This is a genomic window from Delftia sp. DLF01 (assembly GCF_014852125.1).
GTDB lineage: Bacteria > Pseudomonadota > Gammaproteobacteria > Burkholderiales > Burkholderiaceae_C > Comamonas > Comamonas acidovorans.
Genome location: NZ_JACVAZ010000002.1, coordinates 347,607 through 360,993, shown reverse-complemented (window position 1 = coordinate 360,993; position 13,387 = coordinate 347,607). Strand labels below are relative to the sequence as shown.

General features: G+C 69.3%; 11 protein-coding genes. 2 read left to right on the top strand and 9 right to left on the bottom strand.

Annotated features, from left to right (window positions below):
* Positions 1-109: 109 nt before the first annotated feature.
* The 6 genes from IB269_RS10040 to IB269_RS10015 form a co-directional block, all read right to left on the bottom strand.
* Positions 110-2,491: a TonB-dependent siderophore receptor gene (locus tag IB269_RS10040; RefSeq protein ID WP_192367083.1), complete on the bottom strand. Its 2,382-nt coding sequence runs from the start codon at positions 2,489-2,491 to the stop codon at positions 110-112.
* Positions 2,492-2,579: 88 nt separating this feature from the next.
* Complete coding sequence (locus IB269_RS10035; protein WP_192367082.1) at positions 2,580-3,644, bottom strand: FecR family protein; 1,065 nt, start codon at positions 3,642-3,644, stop codon at positions 2,580-2,582.
* Positions 3,641-4,201, bottom strand: a complete 561-nt coding sequence (locus IB269_RS10030) for an RNA polymerase sigma factor (RefSeq protein ID WP_013803880.1) — start codon at positions 4,199-4,201, stop codon at positions 3,641-3,643. Before IB269_RS10030 ends, IB269_RS10035 begins: the two co-directional genes overlap by 4 nt.
* A gap of 126 nt (positions 4,202-4,327) precedes the next feature.
* Entirely contained in the window at positions 4,328-6,856 is a 2,529-nt protein-coding gene (locus IB269_RS10025) for an ATP-binding protein (RefSeq protein ID WP_013803879.1), read from the bottom strand.
* A 24-nt stretch (positions 6,857-6,880) separates the two neighbouring features.
* Positions 6,881-7,789 (bottom strand): ABC transporter substrate-binding protein, encoded by a 909-nt coding sequence (locus IB269_RS10020; RefSeq protein WP_180317892.1) that lies wholly within the window; start codon positions 7,787-7,789, stop codon positions 6,881-6,883.
* Positions 7,789-8,160 (bottom strand): response regulator transcription factor, encoded by a 372-nt coding sequence (locus IB269_RS10015; protein WP_012203798.1) that lies wholly within the window; start codon positions 8,158-8,160, stop codon positions 7,789-7,791. Before IB269_RS10015 ends, IB269_RS10020 begins: the two co-directional genes overlap by 1 nt.
* A 113-nt stretch (positions 8,161-8,273) precedes the next feature.
* Between IB269_RS10015 and IB269_RS10010 the strand changes: the two genes are divergently transcribed.
* Positions 8,274-8,912: a response regulator gene (locus IB269_RS10010; protein ID WP_012203799.1), complete on the top strand. Its 639-nt coding sequence runs from the start codon at positions 8,274-8,276 to the stop codon at positions 8,910-8,912.
* Complete coding sequence (locus IB269_RS10005; protein ID WP_192367081.1) at positions 8,909-9,712, top strand: response regulator; 804 nt, start codon at positions 8,909-8,911, stop codon at positions 9,710-9,712. The genes IB269_RS10010 and IB269_RS10005 overlap by 4 nt, the downstream gene beginning before the upstream one ends.
* 30 nt (positions 9,713-9,742) lie before the next feature.
* On the opposite strand, the gene IB269_RS10000 is transcribed toward IB269_RS10005, so the two are convergent.
* The 3 genes from IB269_RS10000 to IB269_RS09990 all read right to left on the bottom strand — a co-directional run bounded on the left by IB269_RS10000 (position 9,743) and on the right by IB269_RS09990 (position 13,348).
* Entirely contained in the window at positions 9,743-9,940 is a 198-nt protein-coding gene (locus tag IB269_RS10000; protein ID WP_063327065.1) for a hypothetical protein, read from the bottom strand.
* Entirely contained in the window at positions 9,937-11,079 is a 1,143-nt protein-coding gene (locus tag IB269_RS09995; protein ID WP_088166276.1) for a PepSY-associated TM helix domain-containing protein, read from the bottom strand. The genes IB269_RS10000 and IB269_RS09995 overlap by 4 nt, the downstream gene beginning before the upstream one ends.
* A gap of 100 nt (positions 11,080-11,179) precedes the next feature.
* Entirely contained in the window at positions 11,180-13,348 is a 2,169-nt protein-coding gene (locus IB269_RS09990) for a TonB-dependent receptor (protein ID WP_192367080.1), read from the bottom strand.
* Between the last annotated feature and the right edge of the window lie 39 nt (positions 13,349-13,387).

Sequence of the window (13,387 nt, the reverse complement as noted above, 5' to 3'; positions counted from 1 at the left end):
TATTGAATTATTTGTGAGAAATCATTCGATGGTATCGATGTATTGAATGCCTGCGCGGCAGGCAGGGGGCGCGGCAGCCTTCTGCGGCGCACGCCCTCTGGCGACGGGATCAGAAACTGCTGCGCAGCGTGACCATGATGCTGCGCGGCAGGCCGTAGTAGTTGCTGCGCGTGGCCGTGCCCACGCGCTCCCAGTAGACGCGGTCGAAGAGGTTGTCGATGTTCACGGCCAGCTTGACCTTGGGGGTGAGCGGGTAGGCGGCATAGACGGACCAGACGCCGTAGCCACCCGCGCGCCAGCGCACGGTGCCCAGGGTGTCGTAGAACTCGCTGACGGCGCGCACGCCCGCGCCCAGCTCCAGCCCCTGGGCCACGGGGCCGGCCACGCGGTAGCGCGCCCACAGGTTCACGCTGTGGCGCGGCGACATGGTGCTGAAGTCGGTGCCCGTCTGCGTGACGGTGCCCTGCAGGTATTTGGAGCGCATGTAGGCGTAGCTGGCCGCCACGTCCCAGCGCGGCGACAGCGAGCCGACCACTTCGGCCTCGAAGCCTTCGGAGCGCACCTTGCCTGCGGGGATGACGAAGGCGGCATCGCCAGGATCGGCCAGCGCGCGGTTGGTGTCCTGCATGCGGTAGATGGCGGCGGTGGCGCTCAGGCGTCCGTCCAGCAGGCTGCCTTTGATGCCGGCCTCCACCTGCCGGCCCTCGCGCGGGGCGATCTGGCCGCCGCCGGCCAGGCGCCCGCTTTGCGGCTGGAAGATGCGCGACTGGCTGGCGTAGAGCGTCCAGCTGTCGTTCAGATCGAGGAGCACGGCGCCGAAGGGCGTGAACTGGCCATCGACCTCGTAGCCCGAGCGCGTGTTCTGCAGCCGGTCCGAGGTTTCTGTCTTCCACCAGCTCTTGCGCGCGCCCGCCACCAGGGTGAGGGCCTGCGTGGGCTTGATGCGCAACTGGCCGTAGACGCCGCGCAGGCTGGTGCGCGTGATGTCGTCGGCAAAGGGCTTGAAGCTGGGCTCGGGGATGGAGGAGGGGTCGTAGTGGAACAGGTCGGCCGGCGTGTTCATGGCGCCGCGCAGCATGCGCAGGTGCATGTTGGAGCTGCGGTAGTCCGCGCCCGCGATGAAATGGTGCGTCTGCCCGGCCCATTGCCAGGGCGTGCTGTAGTAGATGTCGGCCGTGGTGTCGGCGTAGTCGCGGTCCACGGTCTGGGCCTGGGTGAAGCGGCTGATGCCGGTGTCCGAGACGGCCGAGTAGCCGTTGATGTACTTGTCGCGCTGCTGGCGCAGCACACGGCGCGCGGCCACCTTGAATAGGCCGCCGCCGTCGAGCCGCGTCTCCGACTCGATGAAGCCGGCCAGCGATTCGGGCGCGGCTCGGCCCCAGTCGGCGGCAATGGCCACGTCGCGCGGAATGGGGGCCAGCCTGCCGTCGGCGTGGGCGGGCAGGCCGGTGTCGTAGTTGCCCCGGCCGCGCTGCCAGGTGGCGCCCACCGAGACCGTGCTCTGGGAAGTGATGTCCAGCTCCACCGTGCCATACAGGGCCTGCTTGTGGCCGTCCATGGCCATCACGGGGCTGCCGAAGTTCTCGTGCAGCGCCACCACCCGGCCACGCAGGCGGCCATCTTCGGACAGCGGGCCGGTGACATCCACCTCGGCCCGCTTGCGGCCCCGCGAGCCCAGGCCGATGGCGCCCTGGCCCTGGTAGTCCGGCAGGGCGCGCTTGCGCACCAGGTTGAGCATGACGCTGGGCTCGCCCGCGCCCGAGAACAGCCCGGCCGGCCCGCGCAGGGCCTCGACCCGGTCGAACAGGGCCAGGTCCAGCGTTTCCTGGGTGGCCGGGTTGCCGCTGACGGTGAGACCGTCCAACTGGTAGGTGGACGACTGGTAGCCGCGCGAGAGGATGTCGCTGCGCCCGCCTGTGCTGCTTTGCCGGCGCACGACGATGCCGGGCACCACCTTGGCGGCTTCGGTGAGCTCCACGAAGTTCTGGTCATCGAGCTGCGCGCGCGAGATCACGGACACGGACTGCGGCGTCTCCCGGGCCGTCAGCTCGATCTTGGTGGCCGCGCTGGCATAGGGCGCCCGGTAGCTGCCCGTGCCTTCCGTGCGGCCGTCGCGCAGGGCCGTGGCCGTCACCCGCACTTCGTCCAGCGCGGTCTGCGGGCGCGCCGGGGCGGGGCGCAGCAGCCAGCCGCCCTGGGGCTGGGCAGAGGCTTGCAGCCCGCTGCCGGCCAGCAGGCGCTGCAGTGCCTCGGCCGGCTCCAGGCGGCCCTGGACGGCGGGCGCGGTCTTGCCTGCCAGCAGGGCGCTGTCGGCCGCGATGCTGGTGCCGGTGGCGCGCGCCAGGGCCTTGATGGCGTCGGACAGCGGCTGGGCCGGCAGGTCGATGTCGGCAGGGGCGGCCAGGGCTGGCGTGCAGGCCAGTGCCGCCGCGCAGGCGAGCAGGGACAGGCAGGCGCGTGCCGGGCGGGAGGAAAGAGGGCGGGCGGGCATGGCGGGAACGTTCTCCTGGAAATCGGTTGTGCTCGCCTGTATGACGGGGCAGCCCGCCGGATCCCTGATGTGTGTTGACCGCTTTTTTTCAGTTTTTCCGGATTTTTTCCGGCGCCGTGCTGCGCGGGGCCAGCCAGGTGGCGCCGTCGCGCTCCTGCACGCGCACGGCGGCGATGCGCGGCAGCGCGTCCAGGAAGCTCTCCACATCGGCGCGCTGCACGGCGGCCGTGATGCGCGGCCCGCCCGTGCCGTCGGCTACGGCCGCACGCACGGGCTGGCGGCGCCAGCGCGACAGCGTGGCGGCGATCTCGCCCAGCCCGGCGCTGTCGAAGACGATGAGACCGCGTTCGATGGACGAGAAGCTGTCGCGCGCATCGCGCTGCACGCGACGGGGGCGGGGGCTGGCGTGGGCGCCATCGGCACCGGGTGCGGCACCGGGTGCGGCACCGGCGCTTTCGTCCGGCAGTTCCCCCACTTCGCCCGCCTGCAGCAGCAAGGACGGTGCTCCTTCAGCACCTTTCACCGCCAAACGCACCGTGCCATGCTCCACGCTCACCCGCACCAGGCCCGGCAGCCGGTTGACGGTGAAGCGCGTGCCCAGCACGGTGATGCGCGCCTGGCCTGCGTCGATGGTGAAGTGGCGGTCTGCATCCCTGGCCACGTCGAACAGGGCCTCGCCCTGCTCCAGCACCACGGCGCGCTGGCGGCGCGTGTAGCGCGTGGCGATGCGGCTGGCCGGTCCCAGGGTCAGCACGCTGGCGTCGGGCAGGTTCAGCACGATGCGTTCGCCAATCGCACTGTCGCGGGCCAGGGCGAACACGGTGGTGTCCTGCCATTCAAGCCAGCCGCGCCATGCCAGCAGGCCCGCCGTGCCCAGGCCGGCAACGCCCAGCACGCCGCGGGTGATGGCTGCGCGGCGCGTGTTGCGGCGCTGGCGTGCGGCGGTGTTCACGGCCGTGGCCAGGGCCTCGGTGCGGGGCGTGGAGTCGAAGTCCTGCCACAGCGCCTCGAAGGCGGCGTATTCGGCGGCGTGGCGCGGGTCGGCGTCCATCCAGGTGCGCCAGGCGGCGGCGTCGGCGGCGCCGGGCTGCGCTCCCGCATCCCGGTGCATGCGTATGAACCAGCGCGCGGCCTCTTCGCGCGGCGTGGTCATGGCGCGAGCAGCTCGCGCGCGGCGCGCAGGTCCAGCAGGGCGCGCATCAGGTGGCGCTCCACCATGTTCAGGCTGATGCCCAGCGTGGCGGCAATCCTGGGCTGGGAATGGCCTTCCACCTTGCACAGCCAGAACACCTCGCGGCAGCGCGGGGGAAGCCCTTCGATGACCCGCTGCGCAGCGGCCAGGCGCTGCTGCAGATCGGCCAGCACCTCGGCGGAAGGCGCGGTGAATGCTTCCTGCACGGCGATGGCGTCCGCGCGCCTGCCGGGGGCCGTGGAGTCCGGCTCGCCTGCCAGGTCGGGCAGGGGCACGAAGCGGCGTTCATGCGCCATCTGGTCCGCGAGCACGGTACGCGCCACCACGCGCAGATAGGCGTGCGGTTGGGCGATGCCTTCATGCCTGCCGCTGAGGGCGTAGCGCACGAAGGCGTCATGCAGCACATCCTGCGCACGGTGGATGCAGCGCGTGCTGCGCCAGATGGCGGGCAGCAGGCTGCCGTAGGCCCAGCGCAGGTCCAGGCCCAGCCAGGCTGCGGGAGTCGGATGGCGTGTCATACGAACGGGAATGGAGGCCGGGCGTGCCGACCGGCAGGTTCAGGGAGCAGGGTTGTGGCATTCTAAATGAGACTTTTTCTCATTTGTTGCCGAATGCCCACGCGCTCTCAGCCCTGTCTGGCTCCGCTACAGCAACTCCGCCGGCCGCGTCTCCGATGCGCCGGTGCGGCAGGGCAGGGTGATGCGAAACAGCGACCCGCCTTCGGAGCGGTTGCTGGCGGCGATGGTGCCGTCCATGGCGTCGATGATCTTGCGGCAGATGGCCAGGCCCAGGCCGGTGCCGCCCGAGCCGTTGCGGGTTTTGCTGGACTGCACGAAGGGCTGGAAGATCTTGTCCAGTTCCTGCGGCGGAATGCCCGGCCCCTGGTCGGAGACGGCGATGCAGATATCGCCCTGTTCATCGATGCGGCCCTGCACATCGATGCGCCCGCCAATGGGCGAGAACTTGATGGCATTGGCCAGCACATTGCGCACCACCTGCTGAAAGCGCACGGGGTCGGCCTTGGCGATCAGCGGCGTGTCGTCGAGCTCCAGCCGCAGGTCGATCAGCTTTTGCTGCTGCTGCGGCTCCAGCTCGCGCACCACGGGCCGGATCAGGCTCCTGAGGTCGGTGCGCTCCACGTGGATGGTGCCCACGGCGCTTTCCAGCTTGGCCACGTCCAGCAGGTCGTTGACCAAGGCCAGCATGCGTATGCCGGCCTCGTGGATGTCGTTGAACATGTCGGCCATGGCGGGATTGCCGCGAGAGCGCAGGCCGCCGAGCTCGGCAAAGCCCATGATGGACTGCAGCGGGGTGCGCAGCTCGTGGCTCATGTTGGCCACGAATTCCGATTTCACGCGGAAGGCCTCTTCGGCCGCGTCGCGGGCTTCGCGGGTGGCATGCTCGGCTGCGCGGAATTCGCTCACGTCCACAAAAATGCTGAGCACGCCGGTGATCTGGCCCTGGGCATTCTTGACGGCTGCCTTGGAGATCTGCACATCGCGGTAGCTGCCGTCCACATGGGGCAGCCGGGCCTCCACCATCATGCGCTGGCCCGAGCGCATCACGACCTGGTTGCTGCGCATCTGCAGCAGGGCATCGTCGCGCGCGTGCAGGCCCTTGATCTCGTGGCCGAGCACGGCGTAGCGGCCCCGGCCGAAGAAGTCCTCCCAGGCCTTGTTGACCAGGGCCACGCGCTGGTCCGCGTCGGTGACCAGCATGGGCAGGGGCGTGGTCTCGAACAGCAGATGCTGGAAGGCCAGCTGGGTCTGCAGCTCCTGCTGGGCCTTCCAGCGGGCGGTCACGTCCACGGCGCTGCCGGCAAAGCCCACCAGCCGGCCGTCGCGCAGCAGGGGAACCACGGCGATGTCGCAGAGCATCTCCCGGTTGCCCGGCAGGCGGAACATGGCCTGGCAGTTGCGCGGTGCCAGCCGGGCCAGGGGATCGAGCAGGGCCTGGATCTGCGCCAGGTACGAGCCGTCCACGATGTTCTCCAGCGGCTGGCCCACGGCCTCGGCGCTGGGCTGGCCGGTCAGCTGCTCCCAGCGCGCGTTCACGAAGGTCAGAAGTCCCTGGCTGTCGGTGCGAAAGATCAGCTCCTGCACGCTGCGCATGAGCACGGCCATCTCATGCTCGCTGCGCGCCAGGCGCGCCTGTGCCTGCTCCATGGCCTGCAGTGCCGACTTCTGGACCCTGCGGGTCTTGAGCACCGACCAGCTCAGTCCCAGCACCAGGGCCAGCAGGGCCACGCCGGCCACGAAGAAGGCAAAGGCGTTGTCCCGCCAGCGCGCCACCATGGCCGCATAGGGCTCCTCCACCACCAGCAGCAGCGGCCAGTTGCGCACGGTGCGGAACGACACGATCTGGTGGCGCCCCAGCATGCCCGCGCCGATGTAGGAGCCGAATTCGCTGTGCGGCAGCCATTCCTGGAACAGCGGCGTCTGCAGCGCGGCGGCCGCCTGCACGCCCGTGCCCTCATTGGTGCTGGCCAGGGGTCGGCCGTCATAGGTCAGCAGCACGGCCTCGTAGCTGAGGGTCTCCAGCGTGGACTGGTAGAAGTTGGCCACGGCGTCGGGATTGATCAGGGCCACCAGCACGGCGGGCATGCCGTTGTCCTGGTGGAAGGTCAGCAACTGCGGCAGAAAGGACACGCCGCGCGGCGTCGGATGCGCCCGTGGCGCCAGCGACGACAGGCTGCGGCCGGGCACCAGCCGGCCCAGCTGGGGCTTGCCGGGGACGAGGACGGCCGCCTTGTCGTGCAGCAGATCCTGCGTGTTGATCTGCTGGCCGGCCTCCCCGGCCTGGGTGCTGGCCAGGATGAGGCCCTTGTCGTCGATCAGCGCCATGCTGCGCAGGTAGGGCAACTGGGCGATCAGCAGGGCCATGGCGGCCTCGCGCGTGCCGCGCCCACTGCCTGCGGCCACGATGGCCGGGTTGTGCGCCAGGCTGGCCAGGGCCATTTCGGTGTTCTCGAAGGTCTTGGCCGTCTGGTCCTCCAGCACGCGGGCCAGCAGCGAGGCCTGGGACTTGCTCTGGTCCGCATCGGCATGCAGCTGGCTCCAGACGAAGAGCACCAGTCCGGCGAGCACGCACAGTGCAAAGGTCAGCACCAGCGCCTTGATGTGGGCACTGCGCCGGGCTCCGAGAAAATGATGCGCGGCAGCTCGTTCAGACATGATGAAGGTGCTCCATCGGAAGTTTCAGGGCGCGACGATGGCGGTCAGGCCGTTGTGGCGCGCGGCCCTGGCCAGGCGGCCGTCGCGCTTGATGTCCGAGACGAACTGGTTCAGGCGCGCCAGCCACTGGGCGTCGGCAGGGCTGGCCGCATAGCCGTAGGGCAGCACATGGAAGGGCTGGGGCGGCGCGATCAGCTGCACCCAGTCCGAGCTGTCCAGCAGCTTGCGGCTGTACGGGTAGTCGGTCATGAACACGTCCACGCGCCCGGCCATGAGTTCCTTTTCGCGGGTTTGCGGCGGCTCCACCAGCACCAGGTGCGCATGCCTGAGCGACTCGCGCATGACCGGCTCCATGAAGGTGCCGCGCTGCACGGCCACCTGCACGCCGGGCTGGTCGATGTCGGCCCAGCTGCGCACGGCGGGGTTGCTCTTGGTGGTGATGCCGTAGATATCGCTGCTCAGGTAGGGCTGGGTGAAGCGCAGCTGCTGCTGGCGCTGCGGCAGGATGCCGACGGCGAACATGGCCACGTCGCAGCGCGACTCCAGCAGGTCGGGCACCAGCCGCGAGAAGGACGAGTCCACATGCTGCAGCCGCGCGCCCAGGTCCTTGGCCAGCTCTGCCGAGAGCTCCGCGTCGATGCCCGTGAGCCTGCCCGTGCGTGCGTCACGGTAGGTGATGCCGTAGTAGTCGGGCCAGATGCAGACCTTCAGCGTGTGGCTGCTGGCCACGCGGTCCAGCACCTCGCCGGCCCGTGCTGCGCCAGGCCCCATGGCCAGCACCGCCACCCAGACCGGAACCAGTGCCAGCAGCAGCGCCTGCACAGCGGGCAGCACAACGGCCTGCACGGCGGCCCGCACCAGCGCGGACAGGCGCGCGGCGTTCCCGGACGGTATCTGCCATCGGCCCGCGGCGGCCTGCGTGTGCATCGTCATCAGTCGCTCCTGTAAAGACTGGCCAGGGTCTCCAGCAGCCGGTTCGGGCTGAAGGGCTTGAGCAGGTATTCGTCGGCACCGGCATTGAAGCCCGCCTCGCGGTCCTGCGCACTGCCCCGGGCCGTCAGCAGGATCACCCGCGTGTGCCGCAGGTCGTAGGAGGTCTTGATGCGGCAGCACACCTCCAGGCCGTCCAGCGTCCCCGGCATCATCATGTCCAGCAGCACGACATCGGGCTGGCTGCGCTGGGCCAGGGCCCAGGCTTCGTCACCGGTCGGCGCCTCCATGACTTCGTATGCGCTGGACTCCAGCGTCATGCGCAACAGCTTGCGGATGTCGGCTTGGTCTTCGGCGATCAGTATCTTCTTCATGGCGGGCCTTTCGCAACGCAGTTGAAGGGTTCTGCGTTGGATTCAATCATAAATATCAAATTCATCAAATTTGTATTGAATTTTTTAATCGTATTTGATGCAAAATTGCTGCCATGTCCGAGAACAGCACCCCACCAGGCCAAATTCCGCACTACACGACCGCTGAGGTGGCCAAGCTGCTGGGCATGGCGGTGCGGTCGGTTCAGCTCATGGTCGATCGCGGCGATCTGGAGGCCTGGAAGACCCCCGGGGGGCACCGGCGCATCACGCGCGCCTCTGTGGAGCGCTGGCGCGGCAGGCAGGGCGATGCGGCCACCACGTCCGGGGCGCCGGCTGCGGCCCCCGCGCCCGCTCCCGCGCAGGCCGGCACGGGCCCGCGCGTGCTGCTGATCGAGGACTCCGTGCACTTCCAGAACCTGGTGCGCCTGCTGGTGCAGCGCCACTTTCCCGACGTGCAGCTGCACGTGGCGCACGACGGGATCACCGGCATGGCGCTGTACGGGCAGATCCAGCCCGACGTGCTGCTGGTGGACATCCTGCTGCCCGACATCGACGGCGCCGCCCTCATCACCACCTTGCGCACGCATGAGCAGTTCGCGCGCTGCAAGCTGCTGGTGGTTACCTCGCTGGATGCGGCAGAGCGCGAGGCCTACGCCTTTGCACTGGGCGGCGCGCGCGTGATCCACAAACCCCAGCTCGTGCAGGAGCTGCCCGAGGCGCTGGGCGAACTGCTGGGCAGGCAGGCAGCGTGAATCCGGCCCATCCTGCGGTCCTGCTGGTGGAGGACGATGCCTCGATTGCGCGATTCGTCACGCTGGCGCTGGAGGGCATGCCCCTCAACCTGGTGTCCTGCGCGAGTGCGGAGCAGGCGCAGAGCCTGCTGCAGAGCCAGCCCTTTGCCCTGCTGATCACCGACCTGATGCTGCCCGGCGCCTCCGGGGTCGAGCTCATCGAATGGCTGCGCAGCTCCCCGCAGGCCGGCTGCAGCGCCGTGGTCTTCAGCGCCGGCGTGCGGGCCGACGTGGCGCTGCGGCTGGAGCAACTGCAGGTCTGGGGCGTGCTGCGCAAGCCCGTGTCGGTGGCGCAACTGGTGGACTGCGTGGAATCGGTGCTGGCGGCGCAACCGGCCGGCTCGCCCGCGCCGGCCAGCGTGCAGGCTGCCGATGCGGATGTGCCGGTGGATATGCCGTCGGATATGCCGTCGGATATGCCGGCGGATGGCGGCCCGGCCGCCGTCTCCAGCTACTTCGGCGGCGATGCCGCCCTGTTCCACAGCTACCGCGCCAGCTGTCTTGCGCAGCTGCCCGACGATGTGGCGCTGGGCGAAAACCTGCTGGCCGCGCGCGACGCCGCGGCGCTGCGCCGGCTGGCGCACAACCTCAAAAGCGTGCTGCGCCTGCTGGGGCACGAGCAGGCCAGCGGCCTGGCGCAGACGCTGGAGCAGGCCTGCCTGGCCAGCGACTGGGCGGGCGCCACCGATGCCTGGCGGCAACTGGGCGCGGCCCTGCTGGGAATGCTGGACGGCGCGGGCCAGCTGCCCCGGCGCGGCTGACACCGCGCCCGCTATTCCGCCATCCAGTCGTCATTGCGGCGGGCTGCGCCGCACCCAGCCGTGCCAGATTCCCGCCGCCGTGGGAATGGCCAGGCAGACGCCGGCCAGCATGTCGCCAAGGCCGCCGTCGCTGAACAGGGCCGAGACCAGGCCGATGGCCGTCAGCACGCCCAGCGCGATGGGCCAGCCCCAGAGGGCGAGAAAGCCCCGGTGTTGCGCGCCGCTCATGCCGAGACCTCCTTGCCGCGCGGCGCGGGCTGCGGGGCCGGCACGCTCTTGCCCTTTTTGACCCACAGGTACAGGCCCGTGCCCAGCACGATGATGCTGGCGATGTCCAGCAGCGCCCAGAGGATCTGCATGGCCCGCCCGCCGTAGTCGCCGAAGTGCAGCGGCTGGGACACCAGCAGCGCCGTCAGATACCAGGGCAGGGCGGGCGCGGCCGTGACCTGGGCGGTCTTGGCGTCCACCAGCACGGGCAGGAACAGGCGCGAGGTCAGGGGCTCGTTGCCACGCAGGAAGAAGGTGTGGTGGTGCGGGCTGGAGAACGTGGTGCCGGGGAAGGCGATGAAGTACAGCTTGGTACCTGGCACCTGCTGCTGGGCGGCCTGCAGCGATTGCTGCAGCGAGGCGCGCTCCGCCACCGGCACCGTGTCCTGGCCCTGGTAGGGCGCCAGCACGCTGCTGAGCTGGTCATGCTGCCAGTACTTGATCAGCAGGTCGGCCCAGGTATTGATCATGCCGGTGGCGCCCACCACGAACAGCCACACCAGGGTGACGATGCCCAGCAGGTTGTGCAGGTCCAGCCACTTCAGGCGCGGCTGGCGCGTGCGGCGCACGGTGCCGAAATCGAGCTTGCGCATGAAGGGCGCGTACAGCACCACGCCGCTGACGATGGCGATCAGCAGCAGCAGCCCCATGAAGCCCAGGAACAGCTTGCCCGGCAGCCCCGCGAACAGGTCCACGTGCAGCTTGAACATGACCCACATGAAGCCCTGGTCGAAGCGCGGCTGGGCCAGCAGCTCGGCCGTGCGCGCATCGATGACCACGGAGCGGAAATCGTCCGTGGGCGCCGGCGTGGGCGTCATGGTGACGAACCAGAGGTCGTCGGTGTCGTCGGACTTGGAGACGAACTGCACCACGCGGTCCGGGTGCTGGGCGCGGGCCACCTCCAGCACCTTGTCCAGGCTGGCATGGGGCGTGCCCTGGGGCATGGGCGGGGCCTCCACCTCGGTGCCCAGCAGGTGGCCGATTTCGTGGTGGAAGATCAGCGGAAGGCCGGTCAGGCACAGCAGCAGCATGAAGACGGTGCAGACCAGGCTGCTCCATTTGTGCAACCAGGCCCAGGTCTTGATCGTGTGGCTTTGCATGGGGTGTTTTTTTCTCTGACAGAAGGGGGCCTGGGGCCCCCGCCATCACCGCGCCCCCGGCGCCATGCCGGGGGCGGGGCGGTTGCCGGTGGCCGGGGGCTTAGAAGTCCACTTGTGCCGACAGCATCAGCGTGCGCGGCGCGCCCGTGGTGGTGTAGCCGGCGGCAGTCACCCAGTAGCTCTTGTTGCTGACGTTCTCCAGGCTGGCGCGCAGCACCACGGGCTTGCCGGCCACATGGGTGCGCAGGCGTGCGCCCAGGTCCAGGCGTGTCCAGCCGGGCATGCGCAGGATGTTGGCCGCGTCGTAGTACATGGACGAGGTGTGGATCACGCGGCCGCTCAGGCTCAGGCCCTCCACCCAGGGCGTATCCCAGTCCAGGCCCAGGTTGAAGGTGCGCTCGGGCACGCCGTTGGCATCGTTGCCCTGGTTCACGCCGCCTGCCGTGCGCGAGAGCTTGGCGTTGTTGAAGGCCGCGCTGGCCAGCAGGCGCAGGCCTTTCTGGATCTCGCCGTAGGCGGTCAGCTCCAGGCCGCGGTTGCGCGTCTCGCCGCCGAAGCTGTAGACATTGGTCACCGGGTCGGTCATGGAGCCCGGGCGCTGGATCTGGTAGAGCGCGGCCTGCGTGGTCATGCGGCCCCAGTCCACCTTCACGCCCACTTCGTACTGCTTGGACTTCTGCGGCGCGAACACCTGGCCGGCATTGGCCGTGTTGGGCCCGGCCGTGCCGCCTGCCGACAGGCCTGCCGTGTAGTTGGCGTAGACCGAGACATTGTTCTGCGGCTTGAACACCACGCCGGCCAGCGGCGTCACGGCGCTGGCCTTGTACAGCGTGGTGCCGCTGGCGTTCTTCTGTTCGATGGTCTGGTCGCGCAGGCCCACGGTCACCAGCACGCGGTCGCTGAACAGCGCCATGGTGTCGGCCAGCGCCAGGCTGTGCTGCGTCAGCTCGGCATTCTTGGTGGGCGCGCCGCGCACGAAGTCGATGGCAGGCAGGGGCGAGGGGTTGTAGATGTTGGAGGGGACGGCTTTGGTGGTCAGCTGGTAGAAGTAGCCGCTCTCGCGGTCCATGTAGTTGGCCGCGGCCACCACGGTGTGGCCGATGGCGCCGGTCTTGAAGCGCGTGCGCATGCCCACGTCGGCCGAGGTGGTCTTGTTGAACTCGTCGTAGAAGCCGTTGCGCACGGTGAAGTTGCCCAGCGAGTCGATGCGCTGCACGGCCGTGGGGAAGCTCTGGTCACTGGACACATCGCTGTAGCCCACGCCGCCGTAGACGGAGGTGTTGGCGTTGATGTCGTATTCCACGCGCGAGATCACGGTCTTGGCCTTGTCCAGCAGCTCCGTGCCCGGGTTGAAGTTGGTGCGGCTGTCGGGCACGGCGGGCACCTGGGTGATGCCGGCCAGGAAGGCGCTTTGCGGGCGGAACTCCGTGGTCTTGCCGCTGGTGGTCAGCGCGTCCAGCGACCAGCGCAGGCCCTGGCCTTCGTAGTCCAGGCCCACCGAGGCCAGGCCCAGGCGCTGGCGGCCGCCGTCGATGTTGCCTTCGCCATTGCGCCACACGCCGTTCACGCGCACGCCCCACTGGTTGTCTTCGCCAAAGCGGCGGCCCACGTCCAGGTGGGTGCCGAACTGGGCCTTGCCCATGTAGGTGGCGGTCAGGCGGTTCAGCGGCACGTCGCCCGCGCGCTTGGTCACCACGTTGATGCTGCCGCCGATGCTGCCGCTGGGGCCCACGCCATTGGTCAGCGAGCCGGGGCCCTTGAGCACTTCCACGCGCTCGATCACCTCCAGCGGCAGGCGCGTGGAGGGCGACAGGCCGTACAGGCCGTTCACCGACACATCGCGCATGGACAGGGAAAAGCCCCGCACCTGGAAGTCATCGCCATAGCCGCCGCGCGCCTGCAGCGTGCGCACCGAGGCGTCGTTCATCACCACGTCGGCGATGGTCAGCGCCTGCTGGTTCTCGATCAGCTCCGAGGTGTAGTTGGTCGTGCTGAAGGGCACGTTCATCTGGTCGGTCTTGCCCAGAATGCCCAGGTCGCCGCCGCGCGCGATCTGGCCGCCGGCATAGGTCTTTTGCAGTCCGCCAATGGCCTCGGCCTGGTCGCTCACCGTCACCTCCTTGAGGGCCGGGCCCTCGGCCGTCTGGGCCGCCACGCCCACGGCGGCCAGGGCCAGGCCGGCGCCCAGGCATTGGCGGATCAGGCGCGTGAGGGGGTGGGGAGCGAAGCGGAAGTCCGCAGGAGTGCTGTGGTGCGTCATGGCAGTCATGTGCAAAGGTTGGAAAAAGCGGGAGGAAAAACCGGGGAA

Coding starts and splice junctions, on each gene's coding strand:
- IB269_RS10040 (WP_192367083.1), bottom strand. CDS start 2,491: ATGCCCGCCCGCCCTCTTTCCTCCCGCCCGGCACGCGCCTGCCTGTCC.
- IB269_RS10035 (WP_192367082.1), bottom strand. CDS start 3,644: ATGACCACGCCGCGCGAAGAGGCCGCGCGCTGGTTCATACGCATGCAC.
- IB269_RS10030 (WP_013803880.1), bottom strand. CDS start 4,201: ATGACACGCCATCCGACTCCCGCAGCCTGGCTGGGCCTGGACCTGCGC.
- IB269_RS10025 (WP_013803879.1), bottom strand. CDS start 6,856: ATGTCTGAACGAGCTGCCGCGCATCATTTTCTCGGAGCCCGGCGCAGT.
- IB269_RS10020 (WP_180317892.1), bottom strand. CDS start 7,789: ATGACGATGCACACGCAGGCCGCCGCGGGCCGATGGCAGATACCGTCC.
- IB269_RS10015 (WP_012203798.1), bottom strand. CDS start 8,160: ATGAAGAAGATACTGATCGCCGAAGACCAAGCCGACATCCGCAAGCTG.
- IB269_RS10010 (WP_012203799.1), top strand. CDS start 8,274: ATGTCCGAGAACAGCACCCCACCAGGCCAAATTCCGCACTACACGACC.
- IB269_RS10000 (WP_063327065.1), bottom strand. CDS start 9,940: ATGAGCGGCGCGCAACACCGGGGCTTTCTCGCCCTCTGGGGCTGGCCC.
- IB269_RS09995 (WP_088166276.1), bottom strand. CDS start 11,079: ATGCAAAGCCACACGATCAAGACCTGGGCCTGGTTGCACAAATGGAGC.
- IB269_RS09990 (WP_192367080.1), bottom strand. CDS start 13,348: ATGACTGCCATGACGCACCACAGCACTCCTGCGGACTTCCGCTTCGCT.